The sequence below is a fragment of the Phenylobacterium sp. genome, assembly GCF_004799515.1.
Classification (GTDB): Bacteria; Pseudomonadota; Alphaproteobacteria; order Caulobacterales; family Caulobacteraceae; genus Phenylobacterium.
The window spans coordinates 64,991-80,298 of the sequence record NZ_SSMX01000007.1 but is presented as its reverse complement, the minus strand read 5'-3'; the positions used below and the strand labels follow the sequence as shown (position 1 = coordinate 80,298).

The window sequence follows — 15,308 nt, the reverse complement described above, 5'->3', positions numbered from 1 at the left end:
CGCGGACCAGCTTTCCGGGGCTCGCGGACCTTCCGATCGTCCCGAAATTAACCACATAGCGATAAGCCCGGCCTAGGCTCCGCGGACGGAGCCACGGTGCGCGCCGGAAACCGAGGAACAGCCATGCGGACGGCCAGGGTCCAGGCGCTTGCGAGCCACCTGCCCGACACCGTGCTCGCCAACGAGGAACTGGCCGCCCTCTACCCCGGTTGGACCGCTGAGAAGATCGTCGAGAAAACCGGAGTGCGCGAACGGCGCATCGCCGCGCCGGACGAAACCGCCGCCGATCTGGCCTGCCACGCCGCGCGGAAGCTGTTCGACCGTACCGGCGTCGCCCCCGGCGACATCGACTTCCTGCTCTTCTGCACTCAGGCGCCTGACTACATCCTGCCGACCACCGCCTGCATCCTGCAGGACCGCCTGGGCCTGCCGACCAGTTGCGGCGCATTGGACTTCAACCTGGGCTGCTCGGGCTTCGTCTACGGCCTGGCGCTGGCCAAGGGGCTGATCGAGACGGGCGCGGCGAACCGCGTCCTGCTGCTCACCGCCGATACGTATTCCCGCTTCATCCATCCGCTGGACAAGAGTGTCCGCACCCTCTTCGGCGACGGCGCGGCGGCGACCCTGATCGAGGCCGTCGAAGCCGAACGCCCGATGATCGGCCCGTTCGTGTTCGGCGCCGACGGCCGCGGCGCGCCGAACCTGATCGTCCCCACCGGCGGCGCGCGCCGCGCCCCCGACGCCGCCAGCGCCATCGCTTCCGAGGACGAGTCCGGCAACATCCGCAGCGCCGACAACCTGCTAATGAAGGGCCCGGAGATCGTCAGCTTCACCCTGAAGGCCGTGCCGCCAGCCATCGACCGCCTGTTGGCCGAGGCGCACCTGACCCTGGACGACATCGACCTCTTTGTCTTCCACCAGGCCAGCGCCTTCATCCTGGACAAGCTGCGCAAGAAGATTGGCATCCCGCCCGAGCGGTTCGTCATCAAGCTGGAGACCTGCGGCAACACCGTCTCCTCGACCATCCCGATCGCCCTGGAAGACCAGTTCGGCGCCCAACCGGAGGAACGGCTGGCCATGCTGGTGGGCTTCGGGGTCGGCTATTCCTGGGCCGCCACATGTGTGAGATTCTGATGCTTGAGAGGTTATCATGAGCGCGCTGTATGAGGGCTTGGCCGAGATCTTCGAAGTCGACGCCGCCGAGATCGGCCCCGGCTTCAGCCTGCCCGACCACAACTGGGATTCCCTGGCCATCGTCTCGACCATCGCCCTGGTCGATGAGGTCGAGGACCTGATGTTGAACGGCGCGGCGCTCTCCAAATGCGTCACCGTCGCCGACCTCGAGGCCCTGATCGCCAAGACGCGGGCGGGCTGATGCCCGAGGCGACGGCCCCGACCGGCTCTTCCCTTCCCGGCTATTCCGTCCCCGGCGTCGCCCTTCGCGGCGTGGTCTCCTGCGTGCCCGCCCGACGGGTGACCAACGACTATTTCAAGACCCGCTTCAGCGACGACGACATCGCCGACGTGATCAAGATGATCGGCGTCGAGGCCCGCCACTGGGCCGCCGACGGCCAGACCACCGCCGACCTCTGCCGCGCAGCGGCGGGGCGGCTGCTGGAGCGGCTGGCGTGGGAGCCGTCGAGCGTCGATGCGCTGATCTTCGTCTCCCAGACGCCGAACCAGCGGCTGCCGGCGACCTCCTGCGAGCTGCACGCGGACCTGGGCCTCGCCCCGGCCTGCCAGGCCTTCGACGTGGCCCTGGGCTGCTCCGGCTACACCTATGGCCTCTGGCTCGCCGCGGCGATGATCAACGCCGGCTGCCGGCGCGTCCTGCTGCTGGCGGGCGAGACGTCCAGCCGGATCGTCGACCCCGCCGACCGTGGCACCGCGCTGCTGTTCGGCGATGCGGGGACGGCGACGGCGCTGGAAGCGTCGCCCGGCGCAACGCCCATGCACTTCGTGCTCGGCACGGACGGGACCGGCGCCCAGAACCTGATCGTCCAGGGCGGCGGCTTCCGCGCGATCGCGCCCGACGCGCGCCGGGCGGAAGGCTACGACCCCGAGCAGCTGTTCATGGACGGCGGGGCGGTCTTCTCCTTCACACTGAAGGCGGTGCCGGCCTTGGTGCGCGACACCTTGAGTCGCGCCGAGGCCACGTCCGACGACATCGACGCCCTGGTGCTGCACCAGGCCAACCGCTTCATGCTGAACCATATCGCCAAGAAGGTGGGGGTCGGCCCCGAACGCACGCCGATCAATATCGACCGCTTTGGCAACACCTCCTCGGCGACCCTGCCCCTGGTGCTGAGCACCGACCTGGCGGAACGCCTGATGAAGGAGCCCATGCGCCTGATGCTGGCCGGCTTCGGCGTCGGCTATTCCTGGGGCGGCGTCTACATGACCGCCGGCCCCCTGGGCTGCGCGGAGACCATCACCCAGTGATCTTCACGCCTGACGCCCTGGCGGGCCGGACCATCCTGGTCACCGGAGCCTCCTCAGGCCTGGGAGCGGCGACCGCGGTGGCGGCGGCGGCCTGCGGCGCGCGCATCGTCGCCACCGGCCGCGACGCCGAGCGGCTGGACGCGACCCTGGTCAGCCTGGCCGGCGACGGGCACCGCGCGGTGGCGGCGGACCTCACCGACATGGAGCAGGTCGGCGACCTGGTCAGCACCGTGGCGCTCGAGGCCGGCGGTCTCGACGGCGTCTTCCATGGCGCCGGAACCGAGCTGATCATGCCGGCCCGCCTGGCCAAGCAGAAGCATGTGGACGCCGTCTTCGGCGCGGCCCTGATGGGCGCGCTGGGGATCGGCCGGGCGGCGGGCAAGACCGGCGTCATGAAGCCCGGGGGCTCCATCGTCCTCCTGAGCTCGGTGGCGGCGAGCTGCGGCCGTCCGGGGATGGCGATCTATTCCGCCGCCAAGGCCGGCGTCGAGGGCCTGACCCGCTCGCTGGCCTGCGAGCTGGCGGCCAAGCAGGTGCGGGTCAACGCCATCGCCGGCGGCGCGATCCGCACGCCCATGCACGGCCGCGCGACAGCCACCATGCCGGAAGCCGCTGTCGCGGAGTACGAGCGCAGCCACCTGCTGGGCTTCGGCGAGCCGGAGGACCTGGCCGCCGCCGCGGTCTTCCTGCTCTCGCCCGCCGCGCGCTGGGTGACCGGCGCGGTCTGGGCCGTCGACGGCGGCTACACGGCCGGCTGAGGCCTAGCGCGCCCGCTTGAGCAGCGGATTGGCGGCGGCCTGATCCGTGATCGCCTGCAGCGTCGTCGCCAGGAACCGGACCCGCTCCTCGCTGGACGCATAGATCCGCTCGGGGTTGTCCAGGTCGTACCGATGGCTGACCCGCCGGCAGATCTCGTGATCCTCGTCGAAGATCTGGTGGTTGGCGGCGATCGTGGCGGTCAGCAGGGTCTCGGAGAAGGTCTCCGTCCCCTCGACCGCGCGGCTGGATAACAGGCGGCTGTAGAACCAGCTGCGGTGCTGTTCCGCCGTCGGGAAGAAGGTCTGCAGGGAATAGGAATAGCCGTAGGTCGACGAGACCATGGCGAAGGGGAAGATGTAGTAGGTGCAATAGCCTTCGAACCCCGCCCGGATGTCGAAGAACCGCCGCAGCGCCGTCAGGCCACGCGCGGTGCGCTGGTTCCCCACCCGCGCGTGGAAGGCGGAATTCAACCCGGCGTAGCTGTCGGTGTCGTCACACAGCGCCATCGGCGCCAGGGTGTCCGGGTGGATGGAATTGACGTGGTAGGCCTCCAGCGCGTTCTCCACCGCCACCCGCCAGTTGGCCTGGAAGTCGATCTTGTAGAGGTCGCGGGGCGCTGAGATGTCGTGGGCGATGTCCGACAGGCGCGTCCCGAAGGCGTCGAGTTGCTGCTCCAGGCTCATCACCGGCGCGACGCCCGCGAACAGGAAGTCGCCGCACCAGGCCGTGACATAGCGATTCAGCACGGCTTTCTTCAGGTCGCAGGCGCTGAACTGCTCGCGCCGCGCCACGCGCACCTCGCCGCCGCGCACGCTCCAGCCGTGGTACGGGCAGATCGCCCGCGCGTTGCCGCGGTCCTCGACGAAGAACCGCCCGCCCCGATGCGGACAGACGTTGTCGAAGGCGATCACCACGCCCTCGTCGTTGTAGAGTACGAGGTCGCCCGCCGCCCAGGACAGCCGCACGAAGTCGCCGGGCTTGGCCAGCTCGCTGCGGTGCGCCACCAGGTGCCAGTAGTCCCGGATCAGGGTCTCGACGGATGCAGACATCAGAGCCTCTTGGCGGGGGCGGCGTACAGGGTGGCGTCGTTGGGCACGTTGCGCATGACCACCGCGCCCGCGCCGATGGTGCAGCGGTCGCCGACGGTCAGGCGCGGCAGCACCCGCGCGCCGGAGCCGAACAGGCAGGCCTCGCCCGTCTTGACCCAGCCCATCAGGTCCACATAGCCGCTGAGCGAGCAGCACCGGCCGGCGGTCGCGTCGTGCCCGACGCCGGCGAAGGCGCCTTGCATCACCAGCTCGCCCACGTGGGCGTCGGCGGAAGTGTGAGCGAAGGGGCCGATCACCGCGCCGGCGTCGATGCGCGCCGAGGCCGAGATCCAGGCCTTGGGATGGATCATGGTGGCGAACACCGCATCCTTCAGGGCCGCCGCCACCGCCGCCTTGCCGGCCGGCGCGCCGATGCCCATGACCAGCTCCACGCCCGGCCCGGGCGCAAAGCCCTGGATCGGGCCGAGATGCTTCAAACGGTGGCCGAAGACAGCCATGGGGTCGTCACCGTCGTCGACGTAGCCGACGAACCCGCTGCCCGATCCCTCGAGGACGGGGAGGAACCAGTCCAGCACCTCGCGCGCCAGCCCGCCGCCGCCCACCAGGACAAAGTCGGTCATGCCGGACGCCCCTCGCCAAGCTCCCAGGCCGCGAACATCCCGCGGAAGGCCGCCTCCATGTCGCGGGCGACGCCGGCTTGGTCGCGGTAGCCCGCTGTGGCGAAGCCCGCCCGGACGCGGGCCCGCAGCGCCTGCAGGCCGTCGAAGTCGCCGGCCAGCGCGATGGCGCGGGCCACATAGCCGTCCCAGTCGGCGGCGACGAGGTCCTCCAATCCGGCGGAGACAAAGATCGGCAGGGCCGCGCGGGCGTAGAAGTTGGGGCCCATGAGGGTCAACACCGGCACGCCCCGGCTCAACGCCTCCAGGGACGTCGTCCCGCCGGGCACCGGCGACGGGTCCAGCGCCAGGTCGACGTCACCGAACGCCGCCACATAGGCCTCGCCGGTGGAATGCCCGCGGTAGTCGATCCGCGCGGGATCGACCCCATGCGCGGCGAACCTCGCCGAGGTCACCGCCTGCAGCACCGGGTCCTGGAAATAGCCGTACTTCAGGGTCAGCCGCGCGTCTGGAACCCCCTTCAGGATCCGCGCCCAGGCGGCCACCGTCTCGTCGGACAACTTGGCCGGATTGTTGAAGCTGGCGAAGGTCGCATAGCCATTCTTCAACGCCGGCGCCGGGGTGATGGACGGCTCGCCGTCAGGCCGGAAGGCAGCGGAGTTGTCGCCGATCCGCCAGACCTTCTCCACGAACGCGCCCTCGATGTCCGGCCCGTCCGCGCAGTCGGCGCAGAGTACGTAGTCCATGGCGGTCATGCCGGTGGTCTGCTGGTAGTTGAGCCAGGTGGCCTGCACCGGCGCGGCGCGCAGGGCGAAGACGCCCAGGCGGTTGCCGGCGTTGTGGCCCCAGCAGTCGATCAGAACGTCGATCCCGTGGCCGCGGATCAGCTCGGCCGCCGCGGCGTCTTCCAGTCCGCCGACCGCCGCCACCGTGATCCCCGGGGCCGCCAGCTCCGCCTGCGCGGGATATAGGAACACCTCGAAGGCGCCCTGGTCATGAGCCTCGATGACCGGCTGGGCGAACTGGCGGTTCTGGAACTGATTGAAGTTGGGCGCGACATAGCCGACCCGCAGCTTGCGGCCGGCGGCGGGCGGGTTGGCGAACGCCGGCGCGGGCCGGGGCGGCGCGTGAAGCTCGGCCCAACGCTTGGCTTCGGCCGTGTGCCGGGCGATGCCGTCGGCCACATAGAAGTGCGGCACGAGCAGGAACTGGTGCAGGCCGGACACCGGATAGACCTCGGTGAGGGCGCGGAAGACCTGTATCGCCTCTTCGGCCCGGCCCTGGTGCTGCAGGGAAAGGCCATAGTTCAGCATCAGCTGCGGATCGAGCCGCTCGAAATCCAGGCCGCGGCCCAGGGCGAGGCTGGCTGGACCCATCAGCTTGGCGGCGTAGGCGCGTCGGCCGAGATCGGCGCAATAGGCCCTGTCGGTCTGCAGCCGCGTCATGTCGGCGCCCAGCTCGCGCAGGACCGTGACCGCATGCAGGACGCGGGCTTCCTCCAGGCTCGCCGCGGCGCCGACGGCGTCGCCCGCGGCGGTGAGCGCGCTGTAGAGCCAGTAGCGGCTCTCGTGGTCCGCCGGCTCGGCTCGTGCGGCGGATTGGAACGCCGCAACGGCGCCCGCCAGGTCGCCGGCGAACAGCATCTCCTTGCCCTCGGCGACGGGATCGCGCGGGGCCAGGCTGGCGAGGGCGGCGGTCATGCGCGGGCGAGGCTCCGGGGACTTAGGCCCCGACAGTCCTCCAGCATGGTTAATGCCCGCTGAAGGCGGGGCGACTTAGGCCTTCAGCACCGTGTTGGCCTTGATCGCCGCCGAGCCGTCGGCCGCCAGGTCCTTGCGGGTGTCGGTGAGGCTCAGGGGGCCGCGCAGGGTCGCGTTCACCCGGTCGAGGCCGACCGGCCCCGCATGCCGGCGCGCCACCAGATAGCGCAGCGAGATCCGCTCGTGGTCGGCGGCGTCCGGCTGGGTGCCGTGCAGGGTGCAGGCGTGCCAAATGGCCGCGAAGCCGGTCTCGCCGGTCAGCACCTTCTGGCGCGCCACGACCTCGCCGTGCTCGCCGTTGCGATAGAGCCAGTCCTTGTCGCCGATGCGGGTCAGGTTGTGCGGGAACATCGAGCCGCCCAGCATATGGCTGCCTTGCAGCAGGTAGAGCGGCGCGTCGGCGCGGCTGACCGGGTGCAGGTAGATGTAGAGGGTCAGGAAGTCGGCCTCGCGGGCCTTGTAGTCGATCAGGTCCTGGTGGAAATCGATGCCGTAGAAGTAGGTGACGTCCCGGTACTGCGGCCGCACATAGGCGCCCAGGTTGTTCACCGGGTTGCCCAGGATGCGCTGGCGCAGCCACTCGGGCACGGCCGAGGCCGGCACGCCGCAGACCACCTTCTTGTTGAGGATCTCGTAGTCCGGGCCGATCAGGGCGGTGATGCCCTCCACCAGCAGCGGGTCCTTCTCGACGAAGCCCAGGCGGTCCTCAAACCGCTCCAGCAGGTTGCGGCCGGGGCGCGGATTGACGCCGGTGTATTGCGGGTCGGCGTCGAACTCCGCCTCGCTGAGGAACAGACTTGCGTCGAAATCGCGGGTGGCGCGGATGCGGCCGAGCAGGTCGGCGCAGGCGTGCTGGTCCAGCGGCCGGTCGAACAGGTGCGCCCCGTCGCGGATGAAGTCCTCGACCACGGTCTCGGCGAGGTCGGCGTCCCAGGCGTGGGCGGTTTGCATCGGCATGGCGGTCATCGAACGGTCTCCGCGTAGGATACGCAAAGAGCCGCGATTTGGCTGAATCCGGCGTTAACGATTGGCTATTCGACCATGTCCCACGCCAGCGGTTCGCCGCGGGCGAGGTCGCGCGCCGCGCGGCGGCCCAGGACCGCGTCCAACTCGGCCGGCGGCAGGCCGAGGCCTGGGCGGACGGAGCGGACGTTGGCGCGGTTGAGGGGCTCGCCCGCCTTGACGTCGGCGCTGACGTAGAGCGAACGGCGGAACTGCAGATTGCCTCGCTCCGAGCCCAGCACGTCGTAGTGGGCGCGGCCAAGCGCCGTCCAGGCGTCCTTGCAGTCGCGCACGAGGCCTGAGAACTCCGCCGGCTCCAGGCTGAAGGCGGAATCCGGCCCGCCGTCGACGCGGGCCAGGGTGAAATGCTTCTCGATGACGCTGGCCCCCATGGCGATCGCCGCGACGGAGGCCGCCGAGCCGCGGGTGTGGTCGGAGAGGCCGATGGGGCTGTCGAACCGGCTCGCCATGTCGGCCACCGTGCGCACATTGGCGTCGGCCAGGTCGGCCGGATAGCTGGAGACGCAGTGCAGCAGCACCACGCCAGCCGCGCCGGCCTCCAGCGCCGCCGTCCGAGCGGCCTCGATCTCCGCCAGATTGGCCATGCCGGTGGAGATGATCAGCGGCTTGCCCCGGGCCGCGGCGTAGCGGATCAGCGGCAGGTCCACGGCCTCGAACGAGGCGATCTTGTAGGCCGGCGCGCCCAGCCTCTCGAGCAGGTCGACCGCCGTCTCGTCGAAGGGGCTGGAGAACAGGGTCACGCCCCGCTCGGCGGCGCGGGCGAACAGCGCCGCGTGCCACGCGTAGGGCGTCTGGGCCTCCTGGTAGAGCTCGTAGAGGCTGCGCCCATCCCAGAGGCCGCCCTGGATGCGGAACTCTGGCCGGTCGACGTCCATGGTGATGGTGTCGGCGGTGTAGGTCTGGATCTTGATCGCGTCGCAGCCGGTGGCCGCCGCCGCGTCGATCAGCGCCAGCGCGCGGTCGAGACTGCCGTTGTGGTTCCCCGACAGCTCACAGATCACATAGGGCGGATGCGCCGCCCCGATCCGGCGGCCGGCGATCTCGATCTCGGGAGGGGCGCTCATGGCGAGCGATTCTAGGTCCGGGCGCTGAAGGCGTCGTTAACCTCGGCCCTCAGAGCAGTGACGGCGGCGGCCCCTCGACAGCCGCGACGCGCTTGCCGCCCACGATGACGCCCAGCGCGATGCCGGTGCCAAGCCCGACCATGGCGAGCGCCGAGAACACCCGCAGGCCAAGGCCCAGGGCCACACCGGCGCCCACCGCGGCGCCCACGAGCGCGACGACGCCGGCCGTCTTCAATTCGTCTTGCATGTGAAGCTCCAGAATCGCACCTACATAAGGGCCATGTCCGATGATCGTTCCGAACCCCGTCCCGAAGCCCATCAGGTCCGCTGCCTGATCATCGGATCGGGCCCCGCAGGCTACACCGCCGCGGTCTACGCCGCGCGCGCCTTGTTGAACCCCGTGCTGATCAAGGGCATCCAGCCCGGCGGCCAGCTCACCATCACCACCGACGTGGAGAACTACCCGGGCTTCGCCGAGGTCATCCAGGGTCCCTGGCTGATGGACCAGATGCAGGCTCAGGCCGAGCACGTCGGGACCGAGATCGTCAGCGACATCGTGCTCTCCGCGGACCTGTCGCAGCGGCCGTTCCGGCTGACCACCGACAGCGGCCAGGAGTGGCTGGCCGAGACCCTGATCATCGCCACCGGCGCCCAGGCCAAGTGGCTGGGCCTGCCGTCAGAGCAGCATTTCCAGGGCTTCGGCGTCTCGGCCTGCGCCACCTGCGACGGTTTCTTCTACCGCGGCAAGGAGGTGGTCGTGGTCGGCGGCGGCAACACCGCTGTCGAGGAGGCCCTGTTCCTCACCAACTTCGCCTCGAAGGTCACCGTCGTGCACCGCCGCGCCGAGTTCCGCGCCGAGCGCATCCTGCAGGAGCGCCTGTTCGCCCACCCGAAGATCGAGGTCATCTGGAACGCCGCCATCGACGAGGTCACCGGGACCACCGATCCGGTGGGCGTCAGCGGCGTGCGGCTGAAGGACGTCCAGACCGGCGAGACCCGCGAGATCGCCTGCGACGGGGTGTTCGTCGCCATCGGCCACGCCCCGGCTTCGGCGCTGTTCAAGGGCCAGCTCGAGATGGACGCCTCGGGCTATCTGAAGGTGAAGGCGGGCACGGCCTCCACCGCGATCAAGGGCGTCTACGCCTGCGGCGACGTCACCGACGACGTCTACCGCCAGGCCGTCACCGCCGCCGGCATGGGCTGTATGGCGGCCCTGGAAGCGGTGCGCTTCCTGGCCGAGGAGGATCACAAGAAGGCCCGCCAGCCGCTCACCCATCACGAGGCCGAGAAGATCGGCGTCTGGTGATACCGCGGGTTTGCGAAGCCGGCCCAACGGCTTAGCTCAAAATCCTGCCCTAATTTGTCGCCAAGGAAACTGCGCCGCGCCCGAAAGGGTTGGGGCCGTGGAAGCAGGCGCGATGAGGGACAGCGAGCGATACGAGGCGCAGGCCCAGGCGGTCCAGCGCATGGCGGCGCGGGCCGAAAGCCTCGCGGAAAAGGACGTGTACCTGTCCATCGCCGATGGCTGGAAGAAGCTCGCCGCCGAGGCCGCCCGCAACGAACGCCGCGCCGCGCGCCGCCCGCTGGAGCCGCGTAGCTTCGGGTCTCAATTCGACGGCGAGTAGGATGTGACGACGGCTAGGATAAGCCTCCTCACACCGCAAACCTGAACGCCACGCCGTCGCGGACGACGTGGCCGGCGGTCGGGGCCGGGAAGTGGGTGCCGATGACCAGGGTCGGCTGGTCGGCCCATTCGGCGAACAGGCGCGAGCGGGTCAGCACGGCAGCCTTCGGGTCGTCATCCCCGAACACCCAGTCGGGGTGCGCCATCTGGCAGGGATGGTGGGCCATGTCGCCGGTGATCGCCGCCCGCTCGCCCTCGGATTCGATCATCACGCTGACGTGGCCCGGGGTGTGGCCGATGGACGGCGTGAGCCGGATCTCCGGCGAGATCACGTGGTTCAGCTCCACCAGCTCGGCAAGGCCGGCGTCGAAGATCGGCTTGACGCTGTCGCCCATCATCGCCTGCTGCTCCGCGTCCTCGTGGACGCTCCAGAACTCATATTCGCGCCGGCCGATGAGGTAGCGCGCCTTCGGGAAGGTCGGCGTCCATTGGCCGTCCTCGAGCATGGTGTTCCAGCCGACGTGATCGACATGCAGGTGCGTGCACACCACCACGTCGACGCCCTCGCGCGACCAGCCCGCCGCGCCAAGATGCTGCAGGAAGGGCGTCGCCAGGGGCTCGTCACCGGTGATCTCGCGGGGCCGGTCGTTGCCGATGCAGGTGTCGACGACCAGCCTCAACCCCGGCGCCTCGACCAGCAAGGCATGGACGCTGAGCTTCAGGATGGCGTCGTCCTCACTGACGAAGTGGGGATAGAGCCACGGCGACTTACGCAGCGCCTCGGGTGTGGCCTGTGGCATGAACTTCGCCGGGACCGGCAGGTCCATCTCGACAATGCGGGTGATCTTCACCCGGCCCACCTGCCAGCTCAGCATCGCGCTCACGCCTCCCCGCGCAAGATTCGATCGATGGAGGTTTTAGCGATCCTTGTTCGCTTCGTCATTTCCGCCTCGGCCGCAGGGTCGCCGCCGCGGTCAATTTTATGAGTGCGCGACCTGGGCCGCCCGGCCTCGGGCCGCTAGGGTCGTCCGATGATCCGCCACGTCCGCCCCGCCGACCACGCCGCCATCGCCCAGCTGGTCAAGGACGCCTTCGGCCAGGCCGATGAGGCCGACCTCGTGGCCCAGCTGCGCGCCGATGGCGACGTGGTGTTCGAGCTGGTCGCGGAGGAAGAGGGCGAGCTCTGCGGCCACATCCTCTTCAGCCGGCTGTGGGCCAACCGGTCCGAGCTCTATGGCGCGCTCGCGCCCCTGGCGGTGACGCCCGCGCGGCAGGGTCAGGGCGTGGGCTCGCGCCTGATGCGCGCCGGCCTGGAGAACGCCCGCGAGTTCGGCTGCCACGGCCTCCTGGTGCTGGGCGATCCAGCCTACTATGGCCGCTTCGGCTTCTCCGCCGAGGCCGCGCGCCAGGTCAAAAGCCCGTTCCAGGGCCTCGAGGCCTTCCAGGCCCTGGCGCTCGAGGACGCGGCCTTCTCAGGCCCCCTGCACGTCGCCTATCCCAGCGCCTTCGCGGCCGACATCGCGGGCCACGGCTAATCCGGCGGATTGCCCTCGGGCTTGGGCCTGGCGGGCGCCGCGGCCGAGGCGTCGAGGCCGTTTTCCATGGCCGCGAGGCTGTCGTTGATCTTCTTGACCTCCTCCGGCGTCGGCTGGCGGCGCGCGGCGTAGAGCGTGCCCATAACCCGCGTGCGCTCGCCGCTGGCCGTGGTCGGGTCGGCCACGGCGTAGGTGCGCACCTCGCCGGCCACCGCCAGCGTGATCTTGCGCTCGGGCGGGATGTGCTGGGCCTCCGGCGCGAGGAAGCCCTGGGTGCGCGCATCGACGCTGGCCAGCAGTTGCGGCGACAGGTCCGCCTCGCGGCCCACATAGCGGCCGGTGAAGGCCGGCGGCTCGCCCCAGGGGCCGGTCCAGCGATAGAAAATGTGCTGGCCCACCTGGGTCATCTTGACCAGCGTCGGCGCCCAGTAGGGCACGACGTAGGCTGCGTGGTAGTGGGTCGCGGAGCCCACCTCCTTGTCGACGAAGCCGGCGAGCGCGCGCCTGGCCACGTCCTCAGCCTGCCTCCACAGCGCCGCCTGCGGCGTCCAGCGCAGCGCCCCGTCGCAGGTGAAGGTGAACTGGCAGCCGGTGGGCCGGGCCGAGCCCTGGTAGACCACCCCGCACACCGACTTCGGATAGGCCGGATGGCGCAGACGGTTCAGCACCACCTGCGCGATGGCCTGCTGGCCCTTCACCGGCTCGCGGGCGGCTTCGAAATAGATCGCCTGGGTCATGCAGTGCAGGGCGCGCGCGCTGTCGTCGGCGCTCGCCTCCAGCACGAAGGGCCGCATGGGCCGGATCGGCAGGCCGGCGAAGGGGCGCAGCTGGTTGACCACCACCGCCCCGTCGCCCTCCTGGGTGGAGAAGCCGAGGTCCGGGACCTGGCGCAGGTCGAGGCTCATCCAGCCGGGCGGGCGGCCCCACGGATCGGGACGACGCAGGCCGGGGTCGTGGCGCCGCGCGATCTCGCGCACGCCGGGATCGAGCCTGGCGGTGGCGGCGATCAGGGCGGGATCGGAAAGCCCCTGTGCGGCCAGGCTCCGGCTGTCCGGGGGCGGCTTGGCGTTCGCCCTGGCCCCCTGGGCGTGCATGACCGCCAGCGCACAGACGCCAAGCGCGACCGCCGCCAGGGCCGCCACCCAGCCGGTGCGGCGCCATCTGTCCAAACTCTCGAGGATCTCGCCGTCTTCCCTGTCTGCGCGCCCGCCTAGATAACGGCCGTGGCGCGGATTAGGCCGCAAACCGGGCCAAAAGATGAACAAGCTTCGCCGAAACGGGACAGCCGCCCAGCGGGGGAGCGTCATATCGCCCGTTGCGCCTCGCCGCCAGCGCTCCCATTCTGGCCGCCACGGGTAAGGCCTGCAGTTTGTGTGCCGTAGACGCCTTGGGAGACGCCTTGGCATGACGCCGTCCGAGTGGCCGCTGCGCTTCGTCCCCCGGCGGACGCCACCGCTCTGGCAAGCCGTCCTGATCACCCTGACCGCCTTCGCCGGCGCGCTGTTGGTCCGCGTGCTGCTGATCGGCCCCGCCAACGCCACCGGGGTCTCGGCGACCTATTTCCCCGCCTTCATCCTGGCCACCCTCTACGCCGGGCCCCGCTGGGGCTGGGGATCTCTGGCGCTGGTGATGATCGCCGGGATCTTCGGCACCCAGGTGGTCTCGTCGGCGTCGCGCAGCGGGGTGCTGATCCAGTTCGCGCTGTCCGGCGCGGCGACGGTGCTGGTGGCCGCGGCCCTGCGCGAGGCCCTCCTGCGGCTCGACGAGACCAAGGCCGCCGAGGCCAAGGTCAAGGCCGACCTCATCGCCACCGAGCAGCGCTTCCGCATGCTGGCCGACAGCGCCCCGGTTCTGATGTGGGTCTCCAAGCTGGACGGCACGCGGGAGTTCGTGAACCGCGCCTTCCAGGACTTCCTGGGCGTCGACTACGAGACCGCGCTGGGCTTCGACTGGCGCGCCTTCATCCATCCCAACGACTTCGACCGCATCACCGCCGAGGAGGCCGAGGCCACCGCCATGGGCCGTGACTTCATCTGGGAGGCGCGCTACCGGCGGGGCGACGGCTCGTACCCGTGGATCCGCTCGGTCTCGCAGCGCCGCTACCTGCCGAACGGCGAGCTCTCCGGCTACATCGGCGTCGGCTACGACGTCAGCGACGCCCGGCGCGCCCAGGCGGACCTCACCCGCATCAACGACCTCCTGGCCGAGCGGGTGCAGGCCGCGCTCTCCGAACGCGACGAGGCCGAGGCGGCGCTGCGCCGCGCCCAGAAGCTGGAGGCGGTGGGCCAGCTCACCGGCGGGGTCGCCCACGACTTCAACAACCTGCTCACCGTGATCATCGGCGCCCTGGACCTGATCCAGCGCCATCCGGACGACGCGGCCCGGCGCGACCGGATGATCGAGGCCGCTCAGGGCGCGGCCAAGCGCGGCGAGCGGCTGACCCAGCAGCTCCTGGCCTTCTCCCGCCGCCAGGCGCTGAAGCCCGAGCTGGTGCGGGTGGATGACATCCTCACCGAGGCCGAGCCTCTGTTGCGCCGCGCGGTCGGCGAGGCCGTGTCGCTGACCTTCGAGACCGGCGCGCCCGGGGCGGTGGCCCGCATCGACCCCAGCCAGTTCGAGGCCGCGGTGATGAACCTGGTGGTCAACGCCCGCGACGCCACCCCGGCCGGCGGCGGCATCCGCGTGGAGACCCACGCCTGCGCGCTGCGCGCCGGCGAGGCGGAGGACGCGCCAGCCGGCGACTACCTCTGCGTCTCGGTCCTCGACACCGGCGAAGGCATGAGCGCCGAGACCGCGGCGCGGGTCTTCGAGCCCTTCTTCACCACCAAGGAGCCCGGCCGTGGCACGGGCCTGGGCCTGAGCCAGGTCTACGGCTTCGCCCGGCAGAGCGGCGGGGCGGTGGTGGTCGACTCGGCGCCTGGCAAGGGCGCGACGGTGCGCATCTATCTGCCGCTCGCCGAGGTGCGCACAGATCCGGCCGCCGCCGCGCCGAAGGCGCCGGCCGCTCAACCACACGGCCCGGCCCGCCGGGTGCTGCTGGTCGAGGACGACGCCAGCGTCGGCGAAATGGTCGAGGCCATGCTGTCGGACCTGGGCCACCAGGTGCTGCGCGCCGACGCGGCCGCCCCGGCGCTCAGCATCCTGGAGACCCCCGGCCACATCGACCTGATGCTCACCGACCTGATCATGCCGGGCGGCATGAACGGGGTTGAGCTGGCGCACGCCGCCGTGGCGCTGCGCCCCGGCCTGCCGGTGATCCTCACCTCCGGTTACACCGGCGAGACCCTGGGCGCCGCGGCCGAAGCGCCCTGGCCCCTGCTCACCAAACCCTATCCGTCCGAGACCCTGGCCGCCGTCATCGACGCGGTGATGGGCAAGGCCGCCTGAGGGCCTTCGAGCCCCGTCACGATTCGTGACTTGCGCATTCGCCCCACA

The 15,308-nt window shown here is 70.6% G+C and carries 16 protein-coding genes; 8 read left to right on the top strand and 8 right to left on the bottom strand.

Translation table 11 applies throughout. The annotated features are described in order from the left end of the window. Positions 1 to 123 precede the first annotated feature (123 nt). The 4 genes from E8A49_RS03630 to E8A49_RS03615 are packed head-to-tail and all read left to right on the top strand — an operon-like array spanning position 124 to position 3,200. Positions 124 to 1,134 (top strand): 3-oxoacyl-ACP synthase III family protein, encoded by a 1,011-nt coding sequence (locus tag E8A49_RS03630; RefSeq protein WP_293376469.1) that lies wholly within the window; start codon positions 124 to 126, stop codon positions 1,132 to 1,134. 16 nt (positions 1,135 to 1,150) lie between these two features. Further along, a complete protein-coding gene (locus E8A49_RS03625) occupies positions 1,151 to 1,375 on the top strand; it encodes an acyl carrier protein (protein WP_293376467.1) in 225 nt (74 codons plus the stop codon). Further along, positions 1,375 to 2,442, top strand: a complete 1,068-nt coding sequence (locus tag E8A49_RS03620; RefSeq protein WP_293376465.1) for a 3-oxoacyl-ACP synthase III family protein — start codon at positions 1,375 to 1,377, stop codon at positions 2,440 to 2,442. The genes E8A49_RS03625 and E8A49_RS03620 overlap by 1 nt, the downstream gene beginning before the upstream one ends. After that, complete coding sequence (locus tag E8A49_RS03615; protein WP_293376463.1) at positions 2,439 to 3,200, top strand: SDR family oxidoreductase; 762 nt, start codon at positions 2,439 to 2,441, stop codon at positions 3,198 to 3,200. Before E8A49_RS03620 ends, E8A49_RS03615 begins: the two co-directional genes overlap by 4 nt. Before the next feature lie 3 nt (positions 3,201 to 3,203). On the opposite strand, the gene E8A49_RS03610 is transcribed toward E8A49_RS03615, so the two are convergent. The 6 genes from E8A49_RS03610 to E8A49_RS03585 form a co-directional block, all read right to left on the bottom strand. Further along, positions 3,204 to 4,250, bottom strand: coding sequence for an SRPBCC family protein (locus tag E8A49_RS03610; RefSeq protein ID WP_293376461.1), 1,047 nt, complete (start codon positions 4,248 to 4,250; stop codon positions 3,204 to 3,206). Next, positions 4,250 to 4,870: a hypothetical protein gene (locus E8A49_RS03605; protein ID WP_293376459.1), complete on the bottom strand. Its 621-nt coding sequence runs from the start codon at positions 4,868 to 4,870 to the stop codon at positions 4,250 to 4,252. Before E8A49_RS03605 ends, E8A49_RS03610 begins: the two co-directional genes overlap by 1 nt. Continuing rightward, positions 4,867 to 6,567 (bottom strand): hypothetical protein, encoded by a 1,701-nt coding sequence (locus E8A49_RS03600; RefSeq protein WP_293376457.1) that lies wholly within the window; start codon positions 6,565 to 6,567, stop codon positions 4,867 to 4,869. Before E8A49_RS03600 ends, E8A49_RS03605 begins: the two co-directional genes overlap by 4 nt. 75 nt (positions 6,568 to 6,642) lie before the next feature. After that, positions 6,643 to 7,593: a hypothetical protein gene (locus E8A49_RS03595; protein WP_293376455.1), complete on the bottom strand. Its 951-nt coding sequence runs from the start codon at positions 7,591 to 7,593 to the stop codon at positions 6,643 to 6,645. Between the two features lie 65 nt (positions 7,594 to 7,658). Continuing rightward, positions 7,659 to 8,714: a pseudaminic acid synthase gene (gene pseI, locus E8A49_RS03590; protein ID WP_293376453.1), complete on the bottom strand. Its 1,056-nt coding sequence runs from the start codon at positions 8,712 to 8,714 to the stop codon at positions 7,659 to 7,661. A 49-nt stretch (positions 8,715 to 8,763) separates the two neighbouring features. Next, positions 8,764 to 8,961, bottom strand: a complete 198-nt coding sequence (locus E8A49_RS03585; protein WP_293376451.1) for a hypothetical protein — start codon at positions 8,959 to 8,961, stop codon at positions 8,764 to 8,766. A gap of 33 nt (positions 8,962 to 8,994) precedes the next feature. Here E8A49_RS03585 and trxB point away from each other — a divergent pair, with 33 nt between their 5' ends. Together trxB and E8A49_RS03575 are read left to right on the top strand one after the other, a co-directional pair. Continuing rightward, positions 8,995 to 10,020, top strand: coding sequence for a thioredoxin-disulfide reductase (trxB, locus tag E8A49_RS03580; protein WP_293376449.1), 1,026 nt, complete (start codon positions 8,995 to 8,997; stop codon positions 10,018 to 10,020). Positions 10,021 to 10,132: 112 nt separating this feature from the next. After that, entirely contained in the window at positions 10,133 to 10,339 is a 207-nt protein-coding gene (locus E8A49_RS03575) for a hypothetical protein (RefSeq protein ID WP_293376447.1), read from the top strand. Positions 10,340 to 10,367: 28 nt separating this feature from the next. On the opposite strand, the gene E8A49_RS03570 is transcribed toward E8A49_RS03575, so the two are convergent. Then, on the bottom strand, positions 10,368 to 11,213 hold the full coding sequence (locus E8A49_RS03570) for an MBL fold metallo-hydrolase (protein WP_293376541.1): 846 nt from the start codon (positions 11,211 to 11,213) through the stop codon (positions 10,368 to 10,370). Between the two features lie 156 nt (positions 11,214 to 11,369). On the opposite strand from E8A49_RS03570, the gene E8A49_RS03565 reads away from it, so the two are divergent. After that, positions 11,370 to 11,873, top strand: a complete 504-nt coding sequence (locus tag E8A49_RS03565; protein ID WP_293376445.1) for a GNAT family N-acetyltransferase — start codon at positions 11,370 to 11,372, stop codon at positions 11,871 to 11,873. Here the strand turns inward: E8A49_RS03565 and E8A49_RS03560 are convergent. Then, the gene (locus E8A49_RS03560) at positions 11,870 to 13,042 is read right to left on the bottom strand and encodes a cell wall hydrolase (RefSeq protein ID WP_293376443.1); all 1,173 of its coding nucleotides are present in this window, start codon (positions 13,040 to 13,042) and stop codon (positions 11,870 to 11,872) included. The two genes, E8A49_RS03565 and E8A49_RS03560, sit on opposite strands and share 4 nt — an antisense overlap. A 235-nt stretch (positions 13,043 to 13,277) precedes the next feature. Between E8A49_RS03560 and E8A49_RS03555 the strand changes: the two genes are divergently transcribed. After that, positions 13,278 to 15,260 carry an ATP-binding protein gene (locus tag E8A49_RS03555; protein ID WP_293376441.1) on the top strand — a complete coding sequence of 661 codons (1,983 nt, stop codon included), beginning with the start codon at positions 13,278 to 13,280 and terminating at the stop codon, positions 15,258 to 15,260. The last annotated feature ends 48 nt before the right edge of the window (positions 15,261 to 15,308 follow it).

What these genes read in the sequence shown, in the direction of transcription:
- E8A49_RS03630 (WP_293376469.1), top strand. Translation starts at nt 124, where the DNA reads ATGCGGACGGCCAGGGTCCAGGCGCTTGCGAGCCACCTGCCCGACACC.
- E8A49_RS03625 (WP_293376467.1), top strand. Translation starts at nt 1,151, where the DNA reads ATGAGCGCGCTGTATGAGGGCTTGGCCGAGATCTTCGAAGTCGACGCC.
- E8A49_RS03620 (WP_293376465.1), top strand. Translation starts at nt 1,375, where the DNA reads ATGCCCGAGGCGACGGCCCCGACCGGCTCTTCCCTTCCCGGCTATTCC.
- E8A49_RS03610 (WP_293376461.1), bottom strand. Translation starts at nt 4,250, where the DNA reads ATGTCTGCATCCGTCGAGACCCTGATCCGGGACTACTGGCACCTGGTG.
- E8A49_RS03605 (WP_293376459.1), bottom strand. Translation starts at nt 4,870, where the DNA reads ATGACCGACTTTGTCCTGGTGGGCGGCGGCGGGCTGGCGCGCGAGGTG.
- E8A49_RS03600 (WP_293376457.1), bottom strand. Translation starts at nt 6,567, where the DNA reads ATGACCGCCGCCCTCGCCAGCCTGGCCCCGCGCGATCCCGTCGCCGAG.
- E8A49_RS03595 (WP_293376455.1), bottom strand. Translation starts at nt 7,593, where the DNA reads ATGACCGCCATGCCGATGCAAACCGCCCACGCCTGGGACGCCGACCTC.
- pseI (WP_293376453.1), bottom strand. Translation starts at nt 8,714, where the DNA reads ATGAGCGCCCCTCCCGAGATCGAGATCGCCGGCCGCCGGATCGGGGCG.
- E8A49_RS03585 (WP_293376451.1), bottom strand. Translation starts at nt 8,961, where the DNA reads ATGCAAGACGAATTGAAGACGGCCGGCGTCGTCGCGCTCGTGGGCGCC.
- trxB (WP_293376449.1), top strand. Translation starts at nt 8,995, where the DNA reads ATGTCCGATGATCGTTCCGAACCCCGTCCCGAAGCCCATCAGGTCCGC.
- E8A49_RS03575 (WP_293376447.1), top strand. Translation starts at nt 10,133, where the DNA reads ATGAGGGACAGCGAGCGATACGAGGCGCAGGCCCAGGCGGTCCAGCGC.
- E8A49_RS03570 (WP_293376541.1), bottom strand. Translation starts at nt 11,213, where the DNA reads ATGCTGAGCTGGCAGGTGGGCCGGGTGAAGATCACCCGCATTGTCGAG.
- E8A49_RS03565 (WP_293376445.1), top strand. Translation starts at nt 11,370, where the DNA reads ATGATCCGCCACGTCCGCCCCGCCGACCACGCCGCCATCGCCCAGCTG.
- E8A49_RS03555 (WP_293376441.1), top strand. Translation starts at nt 13,278, where the DNA reads ATGACGCCGTCCGAGTGGCCGCTGCGCTTCGTCCCCCGGCGGACGCCA.